Annotated in this window: 31 protein-coding genes; 19 read left to right on the forward strand and 12 right to left on the reverse strand. The window is 56.9% G+C overall.

The annotated features are described in order from the left end of the window. The 17 genes from ACM530_RS17960 to ACM530_RS18040 are packed head-to-tail and all read left to right on the forward strand — an operon-like array spanning position 1 to position 12756. Positions 1–450 carry a phage protein gene (locus ACM530_RS17960; protein WP_053253844.1) on the forward strand — a complete coding sequence of 150 codons (450 nt, stop codon included), beginning with the start codon at positions 1–3 and terminating at the stop codon, positions 448–450. Further along, complete coding sequence (locus ACM530_RS17965) at positions 450–668, forward strand: TraR/DksA C4-type zinc finger protein (RefSeq protein WP_198791412.1); 219 nt, start codon at positions 450–452, stop codon at positions 666–668. Before ACM530_RS17960 ends, ACM530_RS17965 begins: the two co-directional genes overlap by 1 nt. Continuing rightward, on the forward strand, positions 665–871 hold the full coding sequence (locus tag ACM530_RS17970; RefSeq protein WP_063033543.1) for a hypothetical protein: 207 nt from the start codon (positions 665–667) through the stop codon (positions 869–871). The genes ACM530_RS17965 and ACM530_RS17970 overlap by 4 nt, the downstream gene beginning before the upstream one ends. Next, positions 868–1401 carry a lysozyme gene (locus ACM530_RS17975; protein ID WP_416362801.1) on the forward strand — a complete coding sequence of 178 codons (534 nt, stop codon included), beginning with the start codon at positions 868–870 and terminating at the stop codon, positions 1399–1401. Before ACM530_RS17970 ends, ACM530_RS17975 begins: the two co-directional genes overlap by 4 nt. Next, positions 1401–1859: a lysis system i-spanin subunit Rz gene (locus tag ACM530_RS17980; protein ID WP_416362802.1), complete on the forward strand. Its 459-nt coding sequence runs from the start codon at positions 1401–1403 to the stop codon at positions 1857–1859. The genes ACM530_RS17975 and ACM530_RS17980 overlap by 1 nt, the downstream gene beginning before the upstream one ends. 32 nt (positions 1860–1891) lie before the next feature. After that, the gene (locus ACM530_RS17985) at positions 1892–2179 is read left to right on the forward strand and encodes a putative phage tail assembly chaperone (protein WP_262208457.1); all 288 of its coding nucleotides are present in this window, start codon (positions 1892–1894) and stop codon (positions 2177–2179) included. A 20-nt stretch (positions 2180–2199) separates the two neighbouring features. Beyond that, complete coding sequence (locus ACM530_RS17990; protein WP_370881244.1) at positions 2200–2343, forward strand: DUF6890 family protein; 144 nt, start codon at positions 2200–2202, stop codon at positions 2341–2343. A 6-nt stretch (positions 2344–2349) separates the two neighbouring features. Then, positions 2350–4746 carry a phage tail tape measure protein gene (locus ACM530_RS17995; RefSeq protein ID WP_416362803.1) on the forward strand — a complete coding sequence of 799 codons (2397 nt, stop codon included), beginning with the start codon at positions 2350–2352 and terminating at the stop codon, positions 4744–4746. After that, a complete protein-coding gene (locus ACM530_RS18000) occupies positions 4743–5060 on the forward strand; it encodes a DUF2590 family protein (protein ID WP_053253851.1) in 318 nt (105 codons plus the stop codon). Before ACM530_RS17995 ends, ACM530_RS18000 begins: the two co-directional genes overlap by 4 nt. After that, entirely contained in the window at positions 5057–6229 is a 1173-nt protein-coding gene (locus ACM530_RS18005) for a baseplate J/gp47 family protein (RefSeq protein ID WP_416362804.1), read from the forward strand. The genes ACM530_RS18000 and ACM530_RS18005 overlap by 4 nt, the downstream gene beginning before the upstream one ends. Beyond that, positions 6226–6750: a phage tail protein gene (locus tag ACM530_RS18010; RefSeq protein ID WP_416362805.1), complete on the forward strand. Its 525-nt coding sequence runs from the start codon at positions 6226–6228 to the stop codon at positions 6748–6750. The genes ACM530_RS18005 and ACM530_RS18010 overlap by 4 nt, the downstream gene beginning before the upstream one ends. A gap of 9 nt (positions 6751–6759) precedes the next feature. Beyond that, complete coding sequence (locus tag ACM530_RS18015) at positions 6760–9150, forward strand: phage tail protein (protein ID WP_416362806.1); 2391 nt, start codon at positions 6760–6762, stop codon at positions 9148–9150. Next, positions 9147–9650 carry a hypothetical protein gene (locus ACM530_RS18020; protein WP_416362807.1) on the forward strand — a complete coding sequence of 168 codons (504 nt, stop codon included), beginning with the start codon at positions 9147–9149 and terminating at the stop codon, positions 9648–9650. Before ACM530_RS18015 ends, ACM530_RS18020 begins: the two co-directional genes overlap by 4 nt. Continuing rightward, the gene (locus tag ACM530_RS18025) at positions 9643–10569 is read left to right on the forward strand and encodes a hypothetical protein (protein ID WP_416362808.1); all 927 of its coding nucleotides are present in this window, start codon (positions 9643–9645) and stop codon (positions 10567–10569) included. Before ACM530_RS18020 ends, ACM530_RS18025 begins: the two co-directional genes overlap by 8 nt. Beyond that, the gene (locus ACM530_RS18030) at positions 10566–11111 is read left to right on the forward strand and encodes a DNA-binding protein (protein ID WP_416362809.1); all 546 of its coding nucleotides are present in this window, start codon (positions 10566–10568) and stop codon (positions 11109–11111) included. The genes ACM530_RS18025 and ACM530_RS18030 overlap by 4 nt, the downstream gene beginning before the upstream one ends. Further along, positions 11108–11812, forward strand: coding sequence for a hypothetical protein (locus tag ACM530_RS18035; RefSeq protein WP_416362810.1), 705 nt, complete (start codon positions 11108–11110; stop codon positions 11810–11812). The genes ACM530_RS18030 and ACM530_RS18035 overlap by 4 nt, the downstream gene beginning before the upstream one ends. After that, complete coding sequence (locus ACM530_RS18040) at positions 11785–12756, forward strand: hypothetical protein (RefSeq protein WP_416362811.1); 972 nt, start codon at positions 11785–11787, stop codon at positions 12754–12756. Before ACM530_RS18035 ends, ACM530_RS18040 begins: the two co-directional genes overlap by 28 nt. Before the next feature lie 774 nt (positions 12757–13530). Here ACM530_RS18040 and ACM530_RS18045 read toward each other — a convergent pair. The 3 genes from ACM530_RS18045 to ACM530_RS18055 all read right to left on the reverse strand — a co-directional run bounded on the left by ACM530_RS18045 (position 13531) and on the right by ACM530_RS18055 (position 16470). Next, the gene (locus ACM530_RS18045) at positions 13531–14577 is read right to left on the reverse strand and encodes a DUF262 domain-containing protein (protein WP_416362812.1); all 1047 of its coding nucleotides are present in this window, start codon (positions 14575–14577) and stop codon (positions 13531–13533) included. A gap of 213 nt (positions 14578–14790) precedes the next feature. Beyond that, positions 14791–15774 carry a phage antirepressor N-terminal domain-containing protein gene (locus tag ACM530_RS18050; protein WP_416362813.1) on the reverse strand — a complete coding sequence of 328 codons (984 nt, stop codon included), beginning with the start codon at positions 15772–15774 and terminating at the stop codon, positions 14791–14793. 480 nt (positions 15775–16254) lie between these two features. Then, positions 16255–16470 carry a hypothetical protein gene (locus ACM530_RS18055; RefSeq protein WP_416362814.1) on the reverse strand — a complete coding sequence of 72 codons (216 nt, stop codon included), beginning with the start codon at positions 16468–16470 and terminating at the stop codon, positions 16255–16257. Positions 16471–17304: 834 nt separating this feature from the next. Between ACM530_RS18055 and ACM530_RS18060 the strand changes: the two genes are divergently transcribed. Continuing rightward, entirely contained in the window at positions 17305–18009 is a 705-nt protein-coding gene (locus tag ACM530_RS18060; RefSeq protein WP_416362815.1) for a DUF6602 domain-containing protein, read from the forward strand. A gap of 245 nt (positions 18010–18254) precedes the next feature. Here ACM530_RS18060 and ACM530_RS18065 read toward each other — a convergent pair whose 3' ends face one another. The 8 genes from ACM530_RS18065 to ACM530_RS18100 form a co-directional block, all read right to left on the reverse strand. Continuing rightward, positions 18255–18629 carry a c-type cytochrome gene (locus ACM530_RS18065; RefSeq protein ID WP_416362816.1) on the reverse strand — a complete coding sequence of 125 codons (375 nt, stop codon included), beginning with the start codon at positions 18627–18629 and terminating at the stop codon, positions 18255–18257. Positions 18630–18836: 207 nt separating this feature from the next. Then, positions 18837–19106, reverse strand: coding sequence for a short-chain dehydrogenase (locus ACM530_RS18070; protein WP_106576259.1), 270 nt, complete (start codon positions 19104–19106; stop codon positions 18837–18839). 222 nt (positions 19107–19328) lie between these two features. Further along, positions 19329–20369 (reverse strand): EamA family transporter, encoded by a 1041-nt coding sequence (locus tag ACM530_RS18075; RefSeq protein WP_416362817.1) that lies wholly within the window; start codon positions 20367–20369, stop codon positions 19329–19331. A 68-nt stretch (positions 20370–20437) separates the two neighbouring features. Then, a complete protein-coding gene (locus ACM530_RS18080; protein WP_106576263.1) occupies positions 20438–20773 on the reverse strand; it encodes a hypothetical protein in 336 nt (111 codons plus the stop codon). A gap of 101 nt (positions 20774–20874) precedes the next feature. Beyond that, positions 20875–21228, reverse strand: coding sequence for a gamma-glutamylcyclotransferase family protein (locus ACM530_RS18085; protein ID WP_106576264.1), 354 nt, complete (start codon positions 21226–21228; stop codon positions 20875–20877). Between the two features lie 9 nt (positions 21229–21237). Then, positions 21238–21897, reverse strand: a complete 660-nt coding sequence (locus ACM530_RS18090) for a M24 family metallopeptidase (RefSeq protein ID WP_416362818.1) — start codon at positions 21895–21897, stop codon at positions 21238–21240. A 207-nt stretch (positions 21898–22104) separates the two neighbouring features. Then, positions 22105–22683: a DUF4337 domain-containing protein gene (locus tag ACM530_RS18095; RefSeq protein WP_145159185.1), complete on the reverse strand. Its 579-nt coding sequence runs from the start codon at positions 22681–22683 to the stop codon at positions 22105–22107. A gap of 54 nt (positions 22684–22737) precedes the next feature. Next, positions 22738–23622 carry a LysR family transcriptional regulator gene (locus tag ACM530_RS18100; RefSeq protein ID WP_416362819.1) on the reverse strand — a complete coding sequence of 295 codons (885 nt, stop codon included), beginning with the start codon at positions 23620–23622 and terminating at the stop codon, positions 22738–22740. A gap of 92 nt (positions 23623–23714) precedes the next feature. On the opposite strand from ACM530_RS18100, the gene ACM530_RS18105 reads away from it, so the two are divergent. Continuing rightward, positions 23715–24683 carry an NAD-dependent epimerase/dehydratase family protein gene (locus ACM530_RS18105; protein WP_416362820.1) on the forward strand — a complete coding sequence of 323 codons (969 nt, stop codon included), beginning with the start codon at positions 23715–23717 and terminating at the stop codon, positions 24681–24683. On the opposite strand, the gene ACM530_RS18110 is transcribed toward ACM530_RS18105, so the two are convergent. Further along, entirely contained in the window at positions 24670–25026 is a 357-nt protein-coding gene (locus ACM530_RS18110; RefSeq protein WP_416362821.1) for a DUF2784 domain-containing protein, read from the reverse strand. The genes ACM530_RS18105 and ACM530_RS18110 overlap by 14 nt on opposite strands. Between the last annotated feature and the right edge of the window lie 76 nt (positions 25027–25102).

A 25102-nucleotide genomic window follows, 5' to 3' on the forward strand; every position in this document is an offset into this window, starting at 1 on the left:
ATGTCACGTATTGGCGGCAAGAACTTTGACGTGAACCTGGGCGATCTGCAGGTACACGTCGAAAGCTGCACCCTGGATATCACCGACAACAGCAAGACCGCGCAAACCCGGGGCGTGCCTGATGGCTACGTCGACGGCGACGTGGCGGCGGCAGGTGAAGTTGAGCTGGACTCGACCAACTTTAACCTGGTGGTCGAAGCGGCACGCACTGCCGGCAGCTTCCGTAAGCTCGATGCGTTCGATGTGGTGTTTTTCGCCAAGGCTGGCGACGACGAGCTGCGCATTGAGGCGTTCGGCTGCAAGTTGAAGATTTCCAGCCTGCTGAGCATTGATCCGAAGGGTGGCGAAAAGACCAAGCACAAGGTGCCGTTTGAGGTCACCAGTCCGGACTTTATCCGCATCAACGGCGTGCCTTACCTGGATTCCACCGAGATCGAGGGCATTAGCTGATGGTATGCCCGTTCGATCGCGCCCAAGCCCTGGAACAACGTCAGCGGGACCAGGCTATCGACGCCCAGTTGGCCCAGGCACGTCGTGAGTCAGCGGGCCCAAGCCTTACTCACTGCCAGGACTGTGATAACGAGATTCCGGCAGCGCGCCAGGCGCTCGGCGGCAAGACCCGCTGTGTCCCGTGCCAGTCTTTTTTCGAAAAAGGAGTGCAGCGATGAGCACGAATCAGGCGGCCCAGGACACCGCCATCGCACTAGCGAAGGCGTCACCTGCGATAGGTGTAGCCGCTACTGGGGCGACAGGGGCCGTCGACTGGTCGGCTGTCGCATACATGCTGACTGCCGTTTACATGGTGCTGCAGATCCTGCTGTTGGTTCCCAAGTATCGCCAGATGCTGCGCGACTGGAAGGTGAAGCCATGAGCCTGCGCGGCAAGATCGCCGCCGGCGCTATCACGCTCTGCAGCTCTGCGCTGGTGGTTTTCCTGGGCACTTGGGAAGGCAACGCCCAGAACACCGTTTATGCGGACAAGCTGGCTCGTGGCCTACCCACCGTGTGCAAGGGCATCACCCGCCATACAAGCCCCTACCCGGTGGTTGTAGGCGACTACTGGTCGGACGCGCGCTGCAGCGAGGTGGAGCAACTGGTGATCAGTAAGGGGCAACTGCAGCTGGCCGACTGCATCACCAACCAGGACGTGGGCCAGAACACATTCGATGCCCTGAGTAGCCATGGCCACAACTTCGGCACTGCCAGCACGTGCGCGAGCCGCGCCGTGGGATTGATCAATGCCGGCCGTATCAAAGAGGGCTGCCAGGCGCTGGCCTGGGCGCCTGACGGCAAAACACCGGTCTGGGCCTTCATCACCACCGCCGATGGCAAGAAGGAATTAGTCCCAGGTTTGCATAAACGCCGATTGGCCGAGGCCGAGCTTTGTAAGGCGGGCCTGTGATGCGCGAAGGCACTTTCATCCTGGTGCTGTGCCTGGTGGCTTGGTTCGGCTTTGACCTGCTGCAGGACCAGCTGGACACCGCACGGATAGAGCGTGACGCGGCGCTGTTTGAAGTGAACGGCCTGCGAGAGGCGGCGCGCATCAGCGGCGTGATGCTGGCAGAGCGTGACGCCATCGACCTTCAACGTACCCAGGAACTGAACCATGAACGGGCTGAAAACGATGCTCTGCGTCTCGATGTTGCCACTGGCCGTAAGCGGTTGCGGCTCAACGCCACCTGCAGCGCCCCAGTGCCCGCCAGTGCCGGCGCCGGCGGCGTGGCTCATGCAGCCACCCCCGAACTCACAGCAGACGCTGGATCGGATTATTTCACCCTCAGAGATCAACTCGCCCTCAGCCGGCAAATGATCCTGGGCTTGCAAGACCACGCCCTGCGGGTTTGCCCGCACCAACCATAACTGACACCTAACCTCTGAACGGAGCAACACCCATGACCGATACACGCGATATCACCCTGGAAGTAGGCGACAAGGAATTCACCTTCGCCCTGACCCCCCAGGACGTGACGAAGTACTTCAACGCCGTGACCCAGGCCAACAAGGTTTCACCGGCGAATAACCTGTTGGTGACCACCGTTAAGCAGGAGCAACGCGCCACCCTCAAGCCCCTGTTGGGCAACCCGGTGTTGGTCATGCAACTGGCCGGCGCGCTCCTGGAAGAGTACGGCCCGGACGTTGAAATCACCGTAAAAAAGCCCTCGACCACGCCGAACGACTGACCGAAAACGGCCTGGGCCAACTGGTAGCCCTGGCCGGTCGCTGGCTACCTGGTGCCGAACCCACCGCCGAGGTGATGGGAACGGCCAAGTGGCTGGAGGACGAGCATTGGCGCCGTATGGAAATCGCCATTGCCAATGGCATTGCCTACGCACTCAACGGATAAACACTGATGGCTGACAAAAGCGCCCGCCTGGCCTTCATTTTGAGCCTGACCGATAAGGTTACGGCGCCAATGGGCAAGGTCAAAACCGGTTTTTCCGACCTGGCTGAACAGAGCGAAAAGCACATCAAAACCATGGGTTTTGGTCTGGCGGGCATCACGGGCGCCTATGTCGGAATCACCCAATCCATGGAACCTGCCTTGGAGATGAACCGCGCCCTTGGCGAGGTCCGATCGCTGAACGTGGCCGAAGACGCCTTGAACTCGCTGAACCGTAAGTCACTGGAGTTCTCGGTGGCCTACGGCGAGAACGCCAAGGACTTTGTCGCCTCGGCGTATCACATTGAGGGCGCCATCAAAGGGTTGGTTGGCAGTCAGCTGGCCACCTTCACCAATGCCAGCAACGTGTTGGCCAAGGCCACCAAGTCCGACGCCGACACCATGGGCACCTACGTCGGCACCATGTACAACTTGTTCAAAGGCCAGGCCGACGCCATGGGCAAAGGCCAATGGGTTGAAACCCTGGCGGGCCAGACGGCCACGGCCGTGCAACTGTTTCGCACCAGTGGCGAGCAGATCGGTGAGGCGTTCAAGGCTGCAGGTGGCTTGGCCAGCACTGCCGGTGTGAGCCTGGCCGAGCAGATGGCAGTGTTGGGAACGCTGGGCAGCACCATGGACGGCGGCGAGGCCGGTGGCCTCTACAAATCCTTCTTTGAGAACGTCAGCGGCGCTTCTGAAAAGCTGGGCATGAAGTTCGTGGATCAGCAGGGCAAATTGCTGCCGATGATGGACATCCTGGACAAGCTCAAAGGCAAGTTTGGGGATCTATCGATTGAGGCCAACGGCGCAAAGCTGCGTGATGCTTTCGGTGGCGAAGCGGCACGGTTGATCAGCAGCCTGATGGGCGACACCGACCGCCTGAAAAACGGCATGGAGCGACTGGGCAATGTGCGCGGCCTGGAGAACGCCGAGCGGATGGCCAAGAACATGGTGGACCCGTGGCAGCAGTTTAGCTCCGCTGTCGAGGCGTTGCGCATTGCCTTCGGGCAGGCGTTGATCCCGATCCTGACCCCGCTGATGGAGCGCCTAGTGGGGATTGCCAGCACGCTGACCCGCTGGACTCAGTTGTTCCCCAACATCACCCGCCTGATTGGAATCGTAACGCTGTCGTTCCTGGCGATTACTGCCGCCATGTCGTTGCTCACACTGACAGTGGGGCTTTCGAAAATGGCGTGGCTGGGGGCCGTTGTGGTGTGGAACGCACTCACCTGGTCGGGTTATCGCAGCATCGCCATGTTCCTCTACCACACCGTCATGGTGGTGGGGTTCGTGGCCGGCCTGGTGTTGTTGGTCGCCTGGATGGGCCTAGTCAAAGGCGCGATGCTGCTGTGGCAGGGCGCGATCTGGCTGGTCAACACCGCGTTGTTGGCCAACCCGGTGGTCTGGATCGTGATCGGCATTGTGGCCCTGGTCGCGGCCGTGGCAGCGGCGATCATCTATTGGGACGACTGGACCAGCGCACTACTCAACAGCGAGGCGTTCCAGTGGGTTAGCGGCCAGCTGACTGCGCTGTCGGAGTGGTTCGACTCGATGGGCGGTTGGTCGAACCTGGCCAGCGCTGCGTGGGATGCCATCGTCAACGTCTATAAAAGCGCTATCAATGGCTTGATCGAGATGTTGAACAAGATCCCTGGCGTGAACATTGAAGCGGCGTTCGGGGATATGCCGGCGGCGCCGGAGATTCCAACCATCAGCGCCCCACAGGTCGAAGCGCCGTTACTGCCTCAACTGGTAAGTGCGCCCCAGCAGTCGATCCAGGCACCGCCCCTGGTGCTGGCTCCCACGCCTAAAGCACCGGCGCCGGTGATGCCGACGCTGGAAGCGTTGCAGCCCCCAGCGAAGGCGCCGGCACTGGTATTGGCTCCGGCCCCGAAGGCAGTAGCGCCGGCAATCGCTACACCTGCAGCGTTGCAGCCGCCGGCACAGCTACCGACCCAGGTCCTGGCACCGGTGCCGAAAGGGACGGCACCGTTGGCTCAACCCCAAACGGCCCGGGAATTGCCGCGCGCGTTGCCAAAGCTGGTGGCAGTGCCACCGGTGCAAACGCCGGCGCCGATCGGGCCGCAGCTGACTGTCCCGCAGCCGCTGCAGACGCCGCCCCTGGTTACCGCTCCCGCTCCCACGGAGAAGGCCGAGCAAAGCCAGCAACGCATCAACGGCTCGGTATCAATCCTGTCTCCGAAACGGCCTGACGCGGTACCCCGGGGCGGCTTCCTGGCCAGCATCCAGAACAACAATCAAACCCAGAACAAAGGCAATCATGTGGAGAACGTCAACATTCACACCGCCAAGCAAATGACCCCGCTGGAACTGGAAGGCATGTTGGCCATGGCGGTGGGCGGATGAGCGAGTACATCGACCTGTTGATCATGGACAACGACCTGGTGCTGGACCCGTCGCGTCAGCCGCTGCTGATCGAGGACCGGGCCAGCATCGCCCAGGACATCGCGCACATGATCCGCGAGAGCGGTTTGCTGGTCACGCTGGTGGCTGAGCGTAGCCGTCTGCGTCAGCGCGACTGCATCCAACAATTAGAACTACTGGTGGAGGCCGACGAGCGCCTGGTACCGGGTACGGCGCTGATCAAACAAGTGGAGTCTGGCCATTACCTGGTCACGGCGAAAACGCTGAAATTTGGCGACATCGAGGTGACGTTGTGAGCGACGTAGATTTTAAGCAGGCACTGGCAGACAGCGGCATTCCTGTTACCGAGAACGGGTTGCGCCAGGCCTGGGAAAAGGAGGTTGCCGCGCAGGGAAGCAAGCTGAGCAACACCAGCGCCTATTCGCCGTTCTGGCGACTGATCACCGCGCTGGTGACCGAGCCGGTGCTGTGGCTGATCAACTTTGTCAGCGGCACGGTTCTGCCCAATTTCTTCGTTAAAACCGCCGTGGGTAAGTGGTTGGACATGCTGGCCTGGGCGGTCAACGTCGAGCGCAAAGGAGCGACCAAGGCCCAGGGCACGCTGTTGTTTACTAGGGACGTCGCCGGCGGCGTGCTGGAGTTGCCCGCCGGCATCCTGGTGCAATCGGCCGCTATCAACGGCCACATTTACCAGCTGATCACCACCCAGGCTGCGACCTTTGCGGATGGCGTGCTGCAGCTGGAAGTCCTGGTGGAAGCGCAGGAAGTGGGCAGCGGCTACAACCTGGCCCCCGGTTACTACGCAATTCTCCCCGTGCCCATTGCCGGCATCGCCCAGGTGGTGAACGCGGATGGTTGGCTGATTGCACCAGGTGCAGACCCCGAGCCGGACGATCAACTGCGACTGCGCACGCGCAACCAGTTCTCGGCGGTCAACCAGTGGCACACCGACTCGGTGTACCGCGCCATGATTTCCGCCTTCCCAGGTGTGCGGCCGGACGGGGTGTATTTCCTGCATGGCGCGCCACGGGGCCCCGGCAGCGCAAATGCCTACGTGTTGTTTGATGCGGACGTACCGGCGTCGACGTACCTGGAGCAAATCAACTCGCATATCCGTGACCAGGGCAACCATGGCCACGGTGATGACATGCTGGTGATGGTCATGCCTGAGACGCAACACGCGCTCAGCCTCACCTGGTGGCCTCGGCCATTATTGACCATCGAGCAACGCGAAAAACTGCAGGCGGAAATTGGGCAGTTCATCCGCGCGGCCTTTCGGGAGAGCGGCACCGGCGACTATCAGCCGACGCTGACCTACCCCCAATCGCGGTTCTCGTTCAGCCGCCTGGGCGAAGAACTTCACCAGCAATTCGCCGGCATTGAGTCGCTGCATTTTGACAACGCCGACATCGTGTCAGAGCTGACCATTCCCCGGATCAAAACCCTGCAGGTGGTGCAGGCATGATCAAGCTCAGTTTGCCTTTCTGGCTGGACGGCCCGCAGTTGGCCAAGTTGCAAGCCGCCGCGCAGTCCTGGTGGGAAAAGGTCGAAGGCTGGCTGCAATGGCCGTTGCTGCAGATGGACGCGGACACCTGTCACATCACGGTGCTGGATCTGTTGGCCTGGCAGCGCGATATCAGTCGCTTCAAAGACGAACCGGAAAGCCTCTACCGGCTGCGCGTGAAGTTCGCCTTCATAAACGCGGTCGACGCCGGCAGCACGGCCGGGCTCAAACGCATCCTGCAGCGATTGGGCGTTGGCTACGTCGAGATCAACGAGCGGTTGCCCGATCGGGACTGGGACGTAGTGCTGCTGCGCCTTTCCGATTCCCAACTGTCGCAAAACCCGGAGCTGATGCGCGTGCTGATTCAACAGTACGGCCGCACCTGCCGGCGCTATGACTTCGTGACCATCACCCCCGTATCACTGCGCATCGTCGCGGTGGACTTCAACGACGACCAGCAAACGCTGGTCGCCAGCCTGTAGGAGCCCCCCATGGGAGCCAGCATTACCCTTGCAGGTGAAAGCCTGATCGCGCAGAAAGTCGGCGCACAACAATCTCTAAACGTTGCTCGATTTGTCCTGGCCAACGTGCCCGGGCTTGACCCGAACGCTACTGTTGATCGAACGGCGGGCAAGCCGGTGCCGGCGCAGGTCGTCGGCACCTATGAGGTGACCCAGAAGGGTTTCGTGAATCCGAACCAGGTTGTTTATAGCCTGATGCTCGGTAGCGACATCGGAGATTTTGACTTCAACTGGATCGGCCTTGAGACCAGTGAAAACGTGTTGCTGGCCGTGGCGTATCTGCCGGTACAGCAAAAGCGCCGAAACATCCCGCCGCGCCAGATCGGCAACAACGTAACGCGTAACTTTTTGGTGGTGTTCGACGGCGCCCAGGCGCTGACCGGGATCAAGATCGATGCCAGCACCTGGCAGCATGACTTTACTGTGCGACTGAGCGGCATCGATGAGCGCGAACGCTTGAGCAATCGCGATGTTTACGGGCGTGCTTGCTTCCACAGCAGTGCGCTTGCACTGCAGAAAGTGGGCAATGCGTACAGCCTGAAACCCGGCATTGCCTATGTTGAAGGTATTCGGTTGGAGCTTAAAGGCGCGCAAGCTGTCGCTGTCCCGTCAATCCCTAACGTGGCCTGGCTTGACGTACACCTGCAGCGGGAATTAAGCGATGCGGTCGGTACGTTCCAGGTCGTGTTTGGTTGGGATAAGCAAGACTACACCGACAGCACCGGTGTCCGGCACTACCTGGTGCCCATTGCAGAACTACCTACGATAGCCGCGATCAACGACCTGCGAGCCGTGGAGCCGATCACCAGCGAGCTGATCAAACACCTTGCGGCCCGGAACGGTGATTATCCCGGTCTGCGCGCTCGATCCACGACGAAAGGCGACGTAGGGCTGGACCAGATCCCGAACGCCATCAGCAGTGATTCAAACGCGAATGACCCTTGGATACTGGCCACCACGCACATGGTGCAGTTGGTGCGTAACACCCTAAACGCCAGCATCAACGCGCTGGTGACCGGCACCACTGCAGCCGGCAAAGCCCTGAAACTGGCCACGGCACGCACGTTTAAATTTAGTGGTGCGGCGACAGGTAGCGCGACGTTTGACGGCACCGCGGACCCGGAAATTGCGCTGACCCTGGCGGACAGCGGAGTGGCGCCCGGTTCCTATACCAAAATGGCTGTCAACTCTAAAGGCGTGGTCTACGCAGGAAGTAATCCAACGACGCTTGCTGGGTATGGCATCACCGATGGATACACAAAAAATGAGGTGGCCAACGGGTTTGTGAAGCAGGGTGGGGGTATCGGTCAATTATTCAACCGGGTTCACATTGGTTGGTCCGCAACCGGTTTGAAGGTCACTGTAGACGAATCCGATCTAGGGCGGATCTGGACTGAACATCTCTTCAATCCCAATAGCAAGGCTGATAAGGCCACGTCCCTCAGCGGTTATGGTATCTCGGACGCCTATACTAAGGCTGAAACTAAGCTTGGATTTGTGAAACAAGGTGGTGGCATCGGTCAGAATTCAAACGATCTTTCTATGGGGTGGAGTGGAAATAAATTAAAAGTTACAGTCGATAACTTAGATTTGGGAGGGTTGTGGAGTGAATACAATTTTGATCCCTCTCTGAAAGCTGATGTGGCCGCCGTTTACAACAAAGAGACAGTTAATCAATTGTTGGTGGCGAAAGTTAACACCGATACATTGTCCTTTGCGGGATTTGCAGGCGGATACGCCACGCAGCCGTACTTTCGGCATTCACTAACCAACGCTGTCGTAAGACTTGGCACTTATGAAGATGTTCAGACGCGTGCGCTTAAGGCTAATACGCTAGCAGGCTACGGCATCACAGATGGCTATACCATCGACCAGACCAATCAACAGCTGGCTTTGAGGGTCATCGGTGACAGCATTTCCCATGTAGGACTTGCAAGTGGCAATCCTGATTACCCATATGTCCGGGATCAGGTCACCCGCGAGGTTCTCTATTTGCAGCGCCGCCTGGGTTTCGTGCCCACTGAGCAGGGCGGCGGCGTAGGTCAGTCCTCAAATAAAATCAAGTACGGTTGGGATGCCCAAGGACGCGGGATGCGTGCTCAAGTTGATACCACCGACTTGGGTATCCAGTGGGGAGAAGCAAACTTCTATCGTCCAGACGCCACCAACTTTATGCCGATAGGTATCAATGGCACGTCTTTTCAGCTGCCTCCAGGTGGATCATGGTGTTATTCAGTCATGCACTATTACTTAGCAGGCCAAGGCGTTGTTGGTAAAAGTGGCCACGCACCTGGTGGAACAGTGATTTCTTTTAGCGGCGGGGCGACTATTTATGGTTTCGCTTGGAGGTATGCACCTTGAGTAACGAAAATATATCCAAAGTGAATGCGGCAATTGCGCTTGTGGAAGAGTCGCTGGAAGCGCCATTAGCAGAGGTGTTGGTTACGTTCAGTGATGTTTCAGTAAAACCTGACAAATCGTTCGTGGTTACTGTTGCAGGTAACCGATGCCATGTTACCCAGGACTATAACGCCTCGTTGTATCAAGCTGTTCGCACCTACCTGGACGAGGGGGGCAAGTTTAAAAAATATGCTGAGGACATTTTTGTAGAGTCCGACCCGCTCGTGATTGCTCGGCTCTGGGCTGAAACAAGTTTGCAGAACACGGAAACGCTCGTTGCCCAATACCGCGACGCCCGAGACCTGGGCGGCATTACGCTAATTACGGCTGAGCAGTTCACGGCCCTGCTGACCTGGCGTCAGGCGGTGAGGGAGTGGCCCAAGGCAAAACGGTATCCGGCTGAGGCGAGCCGGCCCACTGCACCTGAATGGCTGAGCGCGGTTCTGAACGATGATGAGTGATTGGACGCCGGTGACCATGCGTTGGCCCGCCCAGGCTACCCAATGGATGGGCCAACTTTCAGCGGCCCAGGGGCTTGCCGGCAGTGAGTTGGTCGGCACGGCTAAACGCCTGGCAGACCTGAGCGGGAAAACCTCCACAAACCCAGGGCCGGTGGGTGGTGCTGCCCAAGGCGCGATTGCGGCGGGCCGTGCCGCACTCGCTGAGCAAATGGGCGACATTCCTACCTGCTTGGTCGTGACGCCATTTCAAAGCGGGATTGGCCAGGGCCGTGGCTATCAGCGGTTCCTTTCCGCGCCGAACTTGCTGCAGCAGCTCGCCGGCAAATTGGTGGACGTGAGCGACACCGGCCGGCCGGACGGCCCCAAGTTCGCCCTGTGCGTAATGTTCCTGTCGACGCGCTTCGATCAGTTGGCTGCGAGCCTGGCACGCTTCAACGCTTTGTTGCCGTTGCCGGACCTGGTGCGAACTGAACGCCGCGCACGTCACCTGTCGAAGCTGGAGACGGAAAAGTGGGAGATTCCCGCCGCCGGCACCTTGCCGCGTTGGCAGGCGTTGCCCTTGGAGCGCTGCACCGTAGTGAAGGCCGCGAAGCAATCCATGGCCGGCCAGCTTGCCGTTCTGGAGGGTTACGCCGCAGACAGTGCGCCCATGGCTGACCTTGCCGCGCTGGCCAGCCGCAAAGCCGCCCAGCAAAAGGGGCGTGATCAGCAACTGGCCGACCTGAAAGCGCTGTTGGCCGATGGCAACCCGGAAAGCAGCATGTGTGCCCGCATGATCGGCCCTGGCAACGCCACCGAGCTACGCCAGGCGCTGTTGGCGGGCGATGCCCCGGGGCATGAGTGGGTACTGTGCGCGGGCGCGCTGCTGGTGGGATCTGAGAAGGGTTTGAGTTTCGTTCGCGAGCTGGTGGGCCTATGACTCTGCTACTGGACGGGCAACAGGTGCGCGGGAAAAACCTAAAGGTCACGGGCAACCTGCGCATTGAGAGCGACGACCTGTCAGGTCAGACCAGCAACACCGACAAGGGGCACAAAGGCTTCAAACCCAAGACCCTGACGGTCAGCCTGATGATTCCGTTCGTTGACCAGGTGCAACTGCGCGACCTGATGCGCCTGGTGGAAGCGACCGCCGGCGGTGGCCAGCTCAAGACCTACCGAATCGTCAACGATACTGCCGCCGCGTTCGGCATGCGCCAAGTCACGTTCACCGAGGGCGTGAGCGCCCGGGAAGACGACAACCTGCGCGCCTGGCTGATTCAGTTCACCTTGGCTGAAAAACTGTCGAACCCTGAAAAGGTCGAGGGACGGCGATCGGGCAACGCGGTTACCGCGCAGTCTGGCCCTGGCGGGGCGGTTGGCGGCGCCGGTGGCCAGTCACCTGATGGGGCAGAGGAACTGACCGGCTTTGAAGCAACTTTGAAAAAAGTTGACACCTGGCTGGGCGGGGGTGCCAAGGAATGAAGCTGCACAAGGAATTGGCCATCAACGGCACACCGTATGCCTTGGTCAAAAACGAAGTTCGGCTGGATGCAAAAAGTCCTGGCCGGGCGACATTTACCGTTCAGGCCGCTGCACCGGTCAAGGGCTTGGTGACGCTCGATATCGGCTACAACGACAGCACACTGCAGCGACACTTCATTGGCTACGTCGAACGCTCCACCACGGCTAGCAGCACCCAGCAGGTGCTGTTCTGTCGTGAGCTGGCCGCGATCCTGGCCAACCCGCTGCCGCTGAACCTGCGTCACGTCGACCTACGCGCGGTCCTGGCCGAGATCGGCCAGCACACCGGTTTGCGCTTCCGTGTCCCAGAACAGCCTTATGCGAGCGTCAAGGCGCCTTTTTTCTACAGCCTGGCCGCCGGCTATCAAGCCATGGACAGCCTGGCCCGAGTTTTCAAGATCCCCGACTTCATCTGGCAGCAGCAGGGTGATGGGGAAGTGTTCGTGGGCAGTTGGGCTGACAGCTTCTTTGGCGTTCGCTCGCCGCTGCAGCTGCCGGTTGAACTGTTCGACGACTACCAAGGCAACCAAAGCGCGATGATTGCAGCCCTTCCGGGGTTGCGACCAGGTGCAACGATCAACCACGACGAGCGCATCACCAGTGTGGCGCTCATCGACAACCAGATGGCCATCCGATGGACGACGCAATCCGCCGCAGCGTAGAACGACAATTCCCCGAACTCACCGGTGGTTACCACCTGCCACGCTTTGCCCGTGTTGTGGCCGTAGCCGACGCCCCGGCCGGCGCCGGCATCTGTGACGATTTCCGGCCGCGCTATGCCGTCGACATCGAGGTCCTGGGGCCGGACGGCGAACCAGACACCAAGCTGCCGATCCTGGCCGGCGTGCCGTTGCCGCTGCCCACCGGTGGGGAAGAAATGGGCATCTACGCATTCCCTGAGGAAGGCACCCAGGTTGTGGTGTGCTTCGCCTACGGCTTGCCACACAAGCCCTATATCCAAACGATTCTGCCCCACGGCCTGAGCATGCCCAGCGTCCCGAAGGGTGACCAGGTGTGGCAGCACAGCGAAGCATGCCAGCAGCGGGTCGACGCTGACGGCAATTGGCTGCGCCAGACTGACGGCAAGATCCGCGATAAGTCGATCGAGCGCGAAGTGGAAGCGATGGGCAACACTGAGCGGTTCCAGAGCCACATCAGAACCGTGGACGACCATTCAAAAGAGTTAGTGGGTGGAATCAAAAAGATCGAGGCGCTGGGCGCTCTCAAGCTGCTGTCGGGTGGATCTGCGAGCCTGGCGGCGGTGGATGATCTGCACCAGGCGACCGGGCGGGATCTAAATCTGGTGGTGGGGCAGAAGCATAACGCCACGGTAGGTGGCGACATGGAGGAAAGAATTCAGGGGCTTCGCCACAGCGTTTCGGCTATCAGTCAGCGGCTGGTGGCGCCGAAAACTTGGATAGGCTCCGAGGAGCTGAACGTGCTTCACATACTGAATGACTTGCTCGACGTAATTCAGTATATGAACTCGCAGCTCGTGATTCATACGCATGGGCCAACACCAGTAGCAAACAATTCAGCAGCTTTCACTAGGTGCGCTGATAACGCCGCTGCTCTAAGTCATCAACTGCGGATTATTATGCTCTGAAAGTTGTTAGTGCAGAAGTCGCTTGCGCTTATAAGTAGGTAAAAAAGATTCTAACTCCATGCCCTCAACCCACTGATGGAGAGTTGAGGGCATACTTTATAAGGATCGAATATTTATGCTTTTTGAGTAGCTATATCCGCTATTATTTTAAGGTCATGAAGCCATAGGTCGATTGCGAGGTCTGCACTGCCAACTCTGTTGGACCATACGATGTCGTAAGGAGTAGCCATGCTAGTGATTGTATATGTTAAAGCTAAATCGCTACGCAGCGCGTTAAGATTTTCGACTGTCTTATGTGCAGCGCAGTTTCTTATCTGCTGAATGTGCCGTGGGCCGTTGAATGGTAACCCCAAGGCCGTGAGCAGCTGCGGACGGTTTGCGGGATCTAAAGCGTTAACTATTTTAATTAAACTACTGATGTCGCCCCAAGTCGGCTCTCGCCTCATCATAAAGCCGGCCGGAAGTGGAGAGTTATGATTTTTAGATTGAGATGCTTTGGAACATTCATGGCCTATTTTTTGCCAGCTGTTATCACTATTTCGACCACGAATTACAATGTTGTCTCTAGCTTTGGTCCCTCGAATTGATTTATGAATCAAAATTCGAGAAAACCAACACCAGCTAAGCCATATGTCAGAAACGAGACTTTCAGTTAAGTATCTATGCTGCCAATTTGGTATCTGACCCAGTTGGCTCTGTAAAATAGAGGCTCGATCACTATATTTATTTATTCTATTAGATATCCAAGAGTTAAGTCGATGAAAACTCATAATTTCAGCCCAGAAGTGCCTTGACCAAAGCGCGGACCCTGATTTTTCGCTGAGCCTGCTGCGTCGTACTGGACGTGCAAGCCTCAACATAACGTTTGTGAGGGCCCTCGTCCTCTTGGTTCTCATGTGCCTCAGCAAGTTCCAGTAGTTTGGGCAACGCTGATTGGTAATCAATGTTGTAATTGCGATCTGGATTAGTGACGAATTCTTCGCTTCCTGGAAACCCATATTTAATTGCTGCGAATGCACAGAACAGTGAGTGAACTACGTATGACTTCGTAATGAAAGAACCTCTAATTCCGCCGAGCGGGCCAACAAGTGCACTAAAAAACTCTATTAGGATTTCCTCGAATTCCGATTCTTGTGGAAAATCTTCATCGTATTCTTTATATAGCTTTTCGATTGTTGTGTTTCTTTTAGATTGCACTCCATATTCAAGCACCACTACCAGGTCTGAAACAAACTCTGCATCACCCATGCGGGCGATTTGTTTTTCTGTGAGGACCTCAAAAGCTTCTAATAATGGAGAGAAGAAGCCCTCCGTGATTGAGGCGATAAACCACTTGAATGATCCCTGGTAAGTTGAATGGCGTTTTTCAGCCTCTTTCAATGGGGCTGTATATGCATTCATTCTGCGAAACATTTCAAGTAGTTCAATTCGTGTTGCTGCTAGTATTGTAGAATGCTCAATCTGGTAACTAATGAATATTTTCTGAGTTGCTTCATCTAAGTCTCGAAATCTCAGTCCTTTAAATTTCTTAGAGGTGTTGCTGAGGGCAAATTTATTGTGAAAAAAATCTTGTATAGTTGTGATTCTTTGTTGGCCGTCAACAAGCTCCTTATAGGGTTTGTTGGTTTCTCTGCTGAATGCTTGATATAAATAAATTTTAGGAAATGGGAAATCCTGCAATATGGTATCGATAAAATAACTGCGAGCCGTGGCTGGCCATATATCAGAGCCCCTTTGATAGTTTCGGTTGATAATTACTTCCTTGCGGTCCAACATTCCTATTAGATCAATGAGAGTGATTTGCCCAATGTTAAGGTTCATGTTCATTCCTTGATGATTTTATGGTCGTTTATTAGATTTTCTATTCTTTGAATGTTATGGCATTTGGCCACAAAACTCAAAACCATATTTTGATAGAAAAACGCGTCTTTTTTAAAAAAACTTGCTTGAAAATCACTTATCCCCCCTCCCGCCAACCGGCTTCATTCTGCCGTTCTGTGCAACGCGCTGAAGCTGCGCAGGGGGCTCAGCCCTTTATCCCGAAACGGGGTTGTCGTTGGATTCGAGTTTGAGTGGCCCTTCAAAGATCCAGCAGCGAATTGTCTTACCCTCAATTGAGCTGCCTTTTGGACCCGTTGAGACAAACTTAGGCTGCGTACTCGCCTTCATTGCTCGCCGCGTTTCTGCGTCAAAAAGAAAATGTATACCGTGCTTTTTGAATAGCGCCTGCAGATGCGGCAGCTTTAGGTAGATCATTCCACTTGACCAAGGAGCATGATTGTATCGCTCCCCTTGACCATCGAGTATTTCCAGAGCGTCCCATAGTGGCTTGAGGAAAGTCTCCGGAAGCGGGGCGGGCTTTCCGATCGTCGTGAGATCCGGCACCGAGAGCCCTAGCAGTTGAGACGTTTGTGCGAGTTGCTCATGCAGCGCGGTACGCAATCCGGTATCGCGTGAGCGGTGCAGTTCTTTCAACAACGCTACGCGGTGACGCGATAGAGCGATGTGCTGATAAACGTTTGGTATGACATCTAGAATGGCGTTGCCCTTGGACCAATAGGCCCACAACGCATCGTCGCATTCCTGCTGATAGCGGATGATCTTGTAGCGAAGCTCGGGCTTTACTTTGTTGGGGCTTATTGAGTAGAGCCAGGCCGGTAGCTTACGTAAGGGAAGACACACCATTCCCCTCATTCTACCGTCCTCTCCAACCGTTGGTATTTCCCCAACGGTTGAGCTGAATTTTTCGTTCAGCTTTACGTATTGAGTAGGCCAGTCCATCCCCATGTTATTGACGATTGTGCGCATTGCGACCATGGGCTCATTGTCCCGGCCGACCAATACCACCGTGTCCTCGTAGAACGGGACGGGCATCATTCGGTTTTGCATCTCGCGTCCTTCAAGTGCAGGGTCAACTGTCACCATCATGGTGACATTTGAAAGCGAACCGAAACAAGGTTTCGTGGCGTTCAATTGTGGCTGACTGCCACCAATCAAGGGGGGATATGCGGGCAGCATGTCCCACGCAACCCATGATTGTATGTGGCCGCCATTTTCAGCCGTCAACTATCTACGTACTCAAGCGAAAGCATTTCTTTCAAGAAAATAAGATCAGAAAAAGCACTTATCCCCCTCCCGCCGACGGGGTTTGCGTCCTTTTTTTGTGCAAATCCAGATGTAGTGCAAACGAACCGGCAGCCTAGACGGGCCGGGGGGCTCTTCAGGGTGCCGGCAGTTTCACAGATTGCAAAATTTTGAAGAGAAGTGCAGGGCGACTGCACGGAGGTGCAGCTGACGATCATGGACGGGGCAGAGCTTGAGGCCCCGGATTCATTGGTCTGTGTACAGAAAAATACAGGAGTAAGGGTATTTTCCAAAACGAGATAGTTCTTTTTTCTCGCCGACCGTGGCTGCCGTCGATGAGGTCGAAAGCTGTCATAAGCCATGAATCTTGTGTGCTTACCGAGAATGTGGCATTTCACAATTTGTCTCGATTCATTAGCTGGCGCCTTGCCTTCTCAATCTGGCCAAACCTTGCTTGATATGCCCCGCGTTCTCACCGATTGCCTCTAAGGCACCACGCACGTTTTCACCCACTTCTACGGAGCCATGTTGTTCTAGGCGTAGCGTGAGTTCAATCAAAGCGGCTTCAAGTGCCAACTGATTTTCATACATCCTTTCAAGCACATCTGAGAGCGAATATTCATGCGCCATACAAGGGGTTCCTATTGTGAACGCTCAGACTAGCCCCTAGCTGAATAAATCGCCAAACAGATGGCGATTTTGGAACCAGGGCTGGGAAAAAGGTAATTTTGGTTAGGAAAGGCATTAAATCTGCTGCAGCCCGCGTAGTACGTGGGTTTGACGCATTACCTTGAGGGGTAATATTTGGTAATAGCGAAGGTAATATTCGTCCAAGTCCCCGGTTTTGTTGGGGATTGAGCCTGTCAGTAATTACCTGATGAAAAGGTAATGACCTAACCTATAAATTACCAAATTATTACCTTTCTAAATATCTATCAAGCTACTGAAATTAAAGGGTTTTATTCTGCTTTATCAAGCGTATTACCAATATTACCTTTTTCCCATGCCTCAACATAAATCGGGCGACACCCCGTTTTTTACCCCCTTTCGACCCTCATGCACTAACTTGGTGCAAAACCCATGGGACCACCATGGGACTGAGAAAGCCGATTTTTTAGAGCGAGAGCATCGCTGCAGCCCGCGTAAACCGGGCACTTGCATAATGAAAGTGACTTTGCGGGTAGTTTCGAATCTCTCCTTCACCGCCACATTAAGTAAACACAAGCCCCTGATTTTCCTAGAGAAAGTCGGGGGTTTGTGGTTTTTGGCGTCCAAAAAAAATAGTCCCATGGGACCAATATGGGACTGGCGCTTCATTCTGGTGCGTAAAGACGCGCTTGTGATTACTCGGGTTGGAGGGCCCGCCGTAGGGATTTGGACAAAGTGTGGCTACTTTGACCATTTGCGGCCGCTCCCCGATTCCTAGAAGATTGCTACATTCAACTCTAAGAAAAGAGCGCCTTAATGAAACCGCTAATTAAATACTGTCAAGGGGCTGTTAAAGCGTTAAATGCTCAATACGATATGACCAAGGTGCTGGGACATTCTGTCACAGCAGGATCGGCGCGAGAGCGACTCATTCAAGATTTTCTTGTGGCGCATCTTCCAGAAATGACCAGCGTTGTGAGCGGAGTGATTATCGACTCGAATGGTCGACGCTCCAAACAGCAAGATATTGTATTGATGTTGAAGTCTATGCCTCGACTTCCGTTCGCTAGCGGCCACGACTTGATTTTCCAAGAGGGGGCTGTAGCGACCTTCGAAATCAAAACGGAAATAACACCATCTGTTCTCGAGGCTGTAGCTCTCAATATTGAGAGCGTGAAAACGCTGATGCCCACTACGCTAGAGGGTGTTCAGCTTGGCGACCTAGATTGGCCGCACGCTAGAATCTTAAGCGTTGTTGTCACGTACGGAGGCTCCGCATTGGAAAGCATCGAACACAAACTTAAAGAGCTTCCAGAGGCATGCCAGCCAGATGTGTACTTAGATCTCACGAAAGGGATTTTTATTAAGAATGAAGGAATGTTATTTAGCAAGGAGGGCAACAGTTCATACCTTCGGTTCGATGATGCCGCCGTTGGTCTCGCGCGTCTGCTTGCGCTGTTGTCAAAGGTGACTGGTCGTTTAGTGATGCGCGGTGTTAAGTGGGATGCGTATATCTCCTAATTGCTGCTTGCGGACTGTGCTGGAGTTTGCACGTTACAGCTTTAGATCCCGTCGTGAGTCGTTTTTAGTCGATTCTCCCTGACGGTACGTGGAAAGCTGATTGCGAATAACGCCGCTTATGTGAAACAGGCCCTCACACGCTGGCCCCGTGCGAGAGATTATTTTGCGAGGGTTATCCAGACCTGCTTGGAAAATGACAAAATAATTGATGTTTGGGTTTCTGTTTCTAATTACTGCTTAAAAAATTATTTTTTAAAAATAGCGTCACTCATATATTGATTCAAATCACGAAAATCATTAACCGTCCAGGCATGTGGCGGCACCTTCACACCATTCTCTCGCAACGTTCTCGGAATCAAGTCTCCATTCGGCCGAAGTATTACCGACGATACAATAACGCCCGGATAATCACTCAGTCGTTTCTTGAAAGCAGGCGTTGTCAAATCAGGCGTAGGCGGATTGCTCCTATGCGCTAATGGCCCTGTTCCCTTGAGATCAGCGCCGTGGCACATGGCACATCGCTGTAAAAAGAGGTTTTTCCCATTGGCGTTATCCGCGAAGGATAGTGATGGTTGAATCAGCGAAAACATTCCCAGCGTAGCGATGAACACTATTTTCATTTTTATAGGGTCTTGTTGTATGAGTCAGGTCTGAATCGAGGGCAAGCTCCGCAGGTGTTCGCAAGCTTAGCGTTAACTAGTGTATAGGCGAGCCGTTGAATGCTGAAGCGGCTGATGTGGCACCACTGCCAGGCAAACAAAACCCTTGGTTTCGGAAGAGGCCAGGGGTTTTGTGATTCTGAAGTTTGAGCGTGTACCGTTCTTGGATCATGCGCGCGGCATGTCCATCCGCCGCGCAATGACATCCAGCAAGTCGCACCCGTCGCGCAGCGGAATTGAGCAGAGCAACGCAAAATCGCTGAGCACCACTGCATCACTACTTATCTCACTACGTAGTGCAAGATTCTCAAGCACTTGGGTGACGGCCTGCAGACGATAGCTCGCCGCGTCGAGGAGTACTTCCAGCGGTGCAGTGGTATCGACAAAAAGGGCCGGTGTGGCGCTGTCGTTGCTGGTAAGGGCCATGTATTGGTTCATGAGTGACTCCATTAAGACAAAGATAAATAACCACGACGCTTTTTCACCCGCTACGGCCAAAAACGGCCGTTGCCTGGCATAGCGTTGTTTGCATTCCGTCTTGTAGTCGAGTCGCCAAACCCGGCCGCTCACAAAGCGACCGAGCGACTATAAGGTTGGCCTTTGAAAAACAGGAGCGACCTGCTTCCGAATGGGCTGTAGGACGTTGCTCAAATCGGTGCCTCAATGCCTATGCCGATGATGCACATCCGGAAAATGCGCATGGCTATGCCGCATCACACCGTGAACATGCACATGACTATGCGGCTGCGTCGGGTCCCACTCAAACCCATGCTCATGCTGATGGTGCTCATCATGCACGTGCCGATGCCCGTGTTCCGTCGCGTCATGCAGATGTTCATGCGCATGCCGCTCTGTCAGGTGCAACCACACGCCCACGGCCATCAGCGCCGACGCAATCCAGAACGCCACCGTCACCGACTCCCCGAACGCCAGCAGGGCCACCGCCGCACCAAGGAATGGCGCCGTCGAGAAGTACGCTCCGGTGCGCGCACTGCCCAACCCGCGCAAGGCCAAAACAAACAGGACCAGGCTGATGCCGTACCCCAGAAACCCCACCAGCAAGATCGGCGCCAGCTGCGCCACACCCGGCATCTGCGCTCCGAGGTACAGCGCGAGGCTGCAGTTCACCGCCCCGGCAATCAACCCTTTGGCGCCGGCGATGAACAATGCGTCCGACGCAGATACCTTGCGCGTCAGGTTGTTATCGATGCCCCAGCACAGACAGGCCACTGCCACGGCCACCGGCCCGAGCCAATCGTGGCTGGCGCCGCCGGCGTCGGACCAGGACAGCACCACGCCGCCCAGCACAATGGCGATCATCCCGAACACAATGCGCCGGTCGGCATTTTCTCTGAACACCCGCCAGGCGATGACGGCGGTCAACACCGATTCAAGGTTGAGCATCAGCGAGGCGGTCGTGCCGGCGGTGCGGGTCAGGCCGAACATCAGTGCCACCGGCCCGAGGATGCCGCCGAACGCGATGGCGCCGATCAGCCACGGCCATTCAGCCGGGGTGAGCCCGGTGGGTTTCCAGCCACGATCACGGATGAGGCGCACGCCTGCGAGGCCGATGCCGCTGCCGAGGTAGAGCAGGCCGGCGAGCAGTATGGGCGAGAGGCCCAGGCCGAGGGTTTTGGCGAGCGGGGTGCTGGCGCCGAACAGCGCGGCAGCGGCGAGTGCGTAAAAGATACTGAGGTTCATGGGCCGTCCTCGAAGGTCTGGCCCATGATACGTCGCTTGTCGGGCTCAATGCCCTGGCAACTTCCGGCTTATTGCGCGGTTTTCAGCTTGATCACATCACCGGAGATTTTGGTGGTGTAACCACTCAGCACCCAGGCCCAGAACCAGTTTTCCTGCACTTGGGTGTTGATCAGCGCGTCGCCGCCTTTGGCCTTGATGGCCGCAGTCTGGGCGCGCACGAAGCGGCTGTTCTGACCGATCGGGATGACGCCGAACAACATGATGCCGGTAGCGCTGGCTTCACTGTGGCCCAAAACGGTGTATTGGCTGCTGTCGTACTGCGGGGATTTGATGGCGGTGCCGGTGCAGCCTGCGAGGGTAAAACCGAGAACAGCTGCTGCAACCACTTTACTGACGTACTTCACTGTGTAACTCCATGGACTGACCCTCGAGATTCAATTCTCGAGGGGGCGCCACTTTAATCTGCGCACTGGCAGATTGAAATCAATTGCCCGCAATTTCATCTTCAGGCTTGCACGTAAACCCACGCTGTCAGCCCCGAAGCCAATGCCACTGACACACGCTTGTAGTCCGACACCTCGTAGGCATCGGCTGCCGCCAGTTCCTGCTCGTTGATCTGAAACACCATGCCTTCAACGCTGGCAGCCTGTTCTTCGGTCGGCGCGACAATCGGATGGTGCGTCTTGCCGCTGGTGGCCAGCACTTCGGGGTCGGTGATTTCGACCCAGCTTTGCGAATAGCCGAGCATCGCGTCGTGCTGGCCGACCAGTTCCCGGCCGAAGTTGGCGAGTTGCACGGCCTTGTCTTGCAAGGTGCCGTAGGAAAACAACAGCACGGGGAATTGGGTGGAGTGTTCCATGGGTATTCCTTAAGCGAGTAGGTCTTCGTAAAAAGCGCCGTAGGGCTTGCTCGGGTGGGCAATCTGAATTTCCAGGATCCACAGCCCGGCGTTCGGGCAGTGCTCGAAATCCCCCAGGTCGCCGCCACGATGGATCGCGTGGGGGAAGTCGCTGACGCGGTGGCCCTTGATGTCCAGGTTCAGTTGCCAGCCCATGGCCTTGGCGTGTTCCTCGGCGTAGCGGTACAGCTCAAGGCCTACGACCTGGTCATTTTTCCAGCGCGATTGTACGCGGTCGAACAGTACTTTGGCGGCGCTGGCGCAGGCGATCATTTCAGGGTCGTCGCCGGTGGTAAAGGTGGCGCCGGCGTCACCTTCGTGGCCTTGCCACACGGCGCCCATGTCGATGAAGAAGATATCGTTTTCACCCAGCACCGGGTCGCCGTCCGAGCGTTGGTTGAAAGCCTTGAGGGTATTGGCGCCAAAGCGCACCAGCAGCGGATGCCAGATGCGTTGCATGTCGAGCTCGGCGAGTACCTGTTTGCCCAGCTCACGCGCTTGGGATACGAGCATGCCGGGGCGAATGCGTTGGGCGAGTTGGTCGATGGCTTGCCAGGTCATGGCCTGGGCGTAGCGCATGGCGTCGATACTGTAGGCGGCGCCCACGGCTTCTTTGGGTTGTGCAGTCACCGGTTTCCCCTCGCGTTGAACAGCATCAGGCGTTATGCGTTTTACTATATAGCGATGTGATGGCCGAACCCAACTCCGAAAACACTGGAGATTAAAGGTGGGAGCTGGCTTGCCTGCGATAGCGGTGGCACAGCAAACATTAATGCTGCTTGACCCACCGACATCGCGGGCAAGCCCGCTCCCACATTTTTGACTGTGTTCAGTCTGTCAGAGGTGTAGCCACGCCAAGGCGCCCAGTACTACGGCCACACCGCCAGCGGTGTAGGACATGCGTTTGAGCCATTCCTTGCGTGTCAGCAACGTAATCGCCGCCAACGAAATCGCGATCTGAATCGCCGTCATCGCCTGCGCCCAACGGTGATGCTGGTGCAGTGCCTCTTCGGATTTCTGATCCCATTCCTTGGAGGTCGCCTCAAGCTTTTCGGCCTGTTTGCGCACGTCTTCCTTTTGGCTCTTGTAACGCTCGATCTCATCCTTGTAATGCGCAGCGTCCACGCCGGGAATATGCGTGGCCAATTCGGCCAGGTTCTGCCGGCTGGATTTGGCCTGGTAGTAGTTCCACTGGTTGGCGGCTTCGGTCTTGATGATGGCGGCGTTGTTCTTGTCCATCGCCGCTTCGCTTTCGGTGGAGCCGGCCTGGTAGCTGAGCATGGCGCCGAGGGTGGCCATCAGCGCGGTCATCACGGCGATGCGGCTGGCAAAATTGTCACCGCGCCCGTGCGCATGTTCGGTGGTGTGTTCGATGTGTTTTTCGTGGGGGCTGGGGACTTCGAAGGCTTCGGACATGGGGGCGTCTACGAACGGAATGAGGGAGACTGATTCTTTACCAACCAAGCTGTCTCAAGCCTGTACGTAACGCTGCAAACCCGCCACTAACGCATCAAAGGTCACCCGGCAGCGCGGGCTGTTGCGCAGGTCTTCGTGCATGGTCACCCAGGTGTCCATCTTGAACGCGAACGCCTGCGGCAATACCCGCTGCAGGCGCGGGTTCTGTTTGGCCAATTGCACCTGGCACCCGCCGATGCCGGCGCCGGCGCGGATCAGCGCCAGTTGCGCCAGGTCACTGTCGCTGCTGATGGCGAAGGCGCTGCGTTCAAAGCCCTTGATGGCCAGGCTGTGGATAAACGCGTTTTCCTGGTCGAAGCCAATCACTGAATGACCGGCCAGATCCTGCATTTGCACAGGCATGCCGCGTTCTTGCAGGTAATCGTCGCGGGCGTGCAGGCCGACTTCAATCAAGCCGACACGCCGCGCCAGCAGTTGCTCCTGGCTGGGGCGGACCATGCGCACAGCGATGTCGGCCTCCAGTTGCAGCAGGTCGATCAGGCGGTTGGTCAGGATCAGTTCAACCCGCAGGTGCGGGTGCTGGCGGCGCAGCGCGGTGATGATCGGCGGCAGCACTTCCACGCCGATCACTTCACTGGCCGAGACCCGCACCACCCCGCGCACTTCATCGCCTTGAGAAGACGCCGCGCGTTCCAGGGCGGCGGCGGTGCGCTCCATGGTTTCAGCATGGGCGCGCAAGGTGTGCGCCACGGCAGTTGGCAACAACCCCGTCGGTGAACGGGTAAAAAGCACCACGCCCAGCGCCGTTTCAAGCGCGGCAATGTGCCGGCCGACTGTGGGCTGTGTGATGCCAAGCTGCCGTGCGGCCCCCGACAACGAGCCTTCCTTGAGTACACCAAGGAACGATCGGTAAAGCTCCCAACCAATATGTGTAGCCATGCATAAATGTATAGCGGCTGGATGCTCTTCGGCAATTTATCTATAGCGACGCTGCACACAAAATGACCTCACCGACAACATGGGAGCAGGTCATGAGCAAAGTTCTGGTACTGGGTGCAACGGGCGGGATTGGCGGTGAAGTGGCGCGGCAGATGCGCACGGCGGGCTGGGAGGTGTGTGCGTTGACCCGGGATGTGGACAAGGCTCGGCGTGAGAACTCGACCTTTTCCTGGATCAAGGGCGATGCGCTCAATAGTCAAGACGTGCTTGCCGCCGCGCGTGGCTGTGCAGTGATCGTGCATGCGGTCAACCCGCCGGGCTATCGCAACTGGGCTGAATTAGTGATGCCGATGATCGACAACACCGTTGCGGCGGCCATCGCCGAGGGCGCGACCATCGTGTTGCCCGGCACGGTCTACAACTTCGGCCCGGACGCATTTCCCGTGCTGCACGAAGACTCGCCTCAACACCCGCAAACCCGCAAGGGCGCGATCCGGGTGCAATTGGAGCAGCGTTTGGAACAGGCGTCCCGCCAGGGCGCCCGCGTGTTGATCGTACGGGCTGGGGATTTCTTTGGCGCCCGTGTCGCCAACAACTGGTTTGCCCAAGGCCTGGTCAAACCCGGCAAGCCGGTGCATGCCGTCAGCTACCCGGGCGCGCCGGGTGTGGCGCACCAATGGGCGTACTTGCCGGATGTGGCGCGCACCATGCTCGCGCTGATTGAACGCCGCGAAACGCTCGAGGCGTTCGCGCGCTTTCATATGGCGGGGCATGAGGATGTGGATGGCACGCAGATGACTCAGGCGATCCAGCGGGCAGTCTTGCGCAGGACCGGTCATCAACCCCGCGCAGGCCGCTTCCCCTGGTGGTTGATGCGAGTGATCGCGCCCTTCGTTGTCACGGTCCGCGAGATGCTGGAGATGCGCTACCTGTGGCAAACCCCGCTGCGGATGGATAACCAGCGTTTGCTGGATACCTTGGGCCGCGAACCACACACGCCGCTGGATCAAGCGGTCGAAGCCACCCTGGCTGACCTGGGCTGCCTGCCTACGCCTGCCTGATCAGGCGCACATACACCGTAATATTGATCAGCAACACCAACGCGCCAAGCACCAGTTGAATGTTCGGAGTCAGCCCGGCCGGGTAGATCAGCGTGAGGAGGTAATGCTCGATAAACCCGCCGCCATAACCGTCCTGCCCGGCGAGGTGGCGAAACAGGTTTTCCCAGCGGGTGAGCGGGCAGGGCAGGTGGAACACTTCCACGGCCACGCCCCAGGCGGCAGCGGGCAAGTGCAGCCACATGACCGGCCGCCACTTGAGCGCCAACAGCCCGCCGAACAGTACGAACAGGATGAAACACAGGTGAAACAGCACCAGGCTGTCGGCGGCTACGCGATAGAGCATGTCGGGTTCGCTTTTAAAAGTGAGTCACAGACAGAACAGGCAACACCTCAGCATAATGACAGTGTTGGTCCTTAAC

It is taken from the genome of Pseudomonas sp. NFX183 (genome assembly GCF_047943075.1).
Lineage (GTDB): Bacteria > Pseudomonadota > Gammaproteobacteria > Pseudomonadales > Pseudomonadaceae > Aquipseudomonas.

Coding starts and splice junctions, on each gene's coding strand:
- ACM530_RS18055 (WP_416362814.1), bottom strand. CDS start 16,470: ATGGCGCATGAATATTCGCTCTCAGATGTGCTTGAAAGGATGTATGAA.
- ACM530_RS17995 (WP_416362803.1), top strand. CDS start 2,350: ATGGCTGACAAAAGCGCCCGCCTGGCCTTCATTTTGAGCCTGACCGAT.
- ACM530_RS18035 (WP_416362810.1), top strand. CDS start 11,108: ATGAAGCTGCACAAGGAATTGGCCATCAACGGCACACCGTATGCCTTG.
- ACM530_RS18100 (WP_416362819.1), bottom strand. CDS start 23,622: ATGGCTACACATATTGGTTGGGAGCTTTACCGATCGTTCCTTGGTGTA.
- ACM530_RS18040 (WP_416362811.1), top strand. CDS start 11,785: ATGGACGACGCAATCCGCCGCAGCGTAGAACGACAATTCCCCGAACTC.
- ACM530_RS18095 (WP_145159185.1), bottom strand. CDS start 22,683: ATGTCCGAAGCCTTCGAAGTCCCCAGCCCCCACGAAAAACACATCGAA.
- ACM530_RS18050 (WP_416362813.1), bottom strand. CDS start 15,774: ATGCTGCCCGCATATCCCCCCTTGATTGGTGGCAGTCAGCCACAATTG.
- ACM530_RS18105 (WP_416362820.1), top strand. CDS start 23,715: ATGAGCAAAGTTCTGGTACTGGGTGCAACGGGCGGGATTGGCGGTGAA.
- ACM530_RS18070 (WP_106576259.1), bottom strand. CDS start 19,106: ATGAACCAATACATGGCCCTTACCAGCAACGACAGCGCCACACCGGCC.
- ACM530_RS18015 (WP_416362806.1), top strand. CDS start 6,760: ATGGGAGCCAGCATTACCCTTGCAGGTGAAAGCCTGATCGCGCAGAAA.
- ACM530_RS18030 (WP_416362809.1), top strand. CDS start 10,566: ATGACTCTGCTACTGGACGGGCAACAGGTGCGCGGGAAAAACCTAAAG.
- ACM530_RS17985 (WP_262208457.1), top strand. CDS start 1,892: ATGACCGATACACGCGATATCACCCTGGAAGTAGGCGACAAGGAATTC.
- ACM530_RS18010 (WP_416362805.1), top strand. CDS start 6,226: ATGATCAAGCTCAGTTTGCCTTTCTGGCTGGACGGCCCGCAGTTGGCC.
- ACM530_RS17980 (WP_416362802.1), top strand. CDS start 1,401: ATGCGCGAAGGCACTTTCATCCTGGTGCTGTGCCTGGTGGCTTGGTTC.
- ACM530_RS17975 (WP_416362801.1), top strand. CDS start 868: ATGAGCCTGCGCGGCAAGATCGCCGCCGGCGCTATCACGCTCTGCAGC.
- ACM530_RS18025 (WP_416362808.1), top strand. CDS start 9,643: ATGAGTGATTGGACGCCGGTGACCATGCGTTGGCCCGCCCAGGCTACC.
- ACM530_RS18110 (WP_416362821.1), bottom strand. CDS start 25,026: ATGCTCTATCGCGTAGCCGCCGACAGCCTGGTGCTGTTTCACCTGTGT.
- ACM530_RS18075 (WP_416362817.1), bottom strand. CDS start 20,369: ATGAACCTCAGTATCTTTTACGCACTCGCCGCTGCCGCGCTGTTCGGC.
- ACM530_RS18000 (WP_053253851.1), top strand. CDS start 4,743: ATGAGCGAGTACATCGACCTGTTGATCATGGACAACGACCTGGTGCTG.
- ACM530_RS17965 (WP_198791412.1), top strand. CDS start 450: ATGGTATGCCCGTTCGATCGCGCCCAAGCCCTGGAACAACGTCAGCGG.
- ACM530_RS17970 (WP_063033543.1), top strand. CDS start 665: ATGAGCACGAATCAGGCGGCCCAGGACACCGCCATCGCACTAGCGAAG.
- ACM530_RS18065 (WP_416362816.1), bottom strand. CDS start 18,629: ATGAAAATAGTGTTCATCGCTACGCTGGGAATGTTTTCGCTGATTCAA.
- ACM530_RS18045 (WP_416362812.1), bottom strand. CDS start 14,577: ATGAACCTTAACATTGGGCAAATCACTCTCATTGATCTAATAGGAATG.
- ACM530_RS17960 (WP_053253844.1), top strand. CDS start 1: ATGTCACGTATTGGCGGCAAGAACTTTGACGTGAACCTGGGCGATCTG.
- ACM530_RS18085 (WP_106576264.1), bottom strand. CDS start 21,228: ATGGAACACTCCACCCAATTCCCCGTGCTGTTGTTTTCCTACGGCACC.
- ACM530_RS18060 (WP_416362815.1), top strand. CDS start 17,305: ATGAAACCGCTAATTAAATACTGTCAAGGGGCTGTTAAAGCGTTAAAT.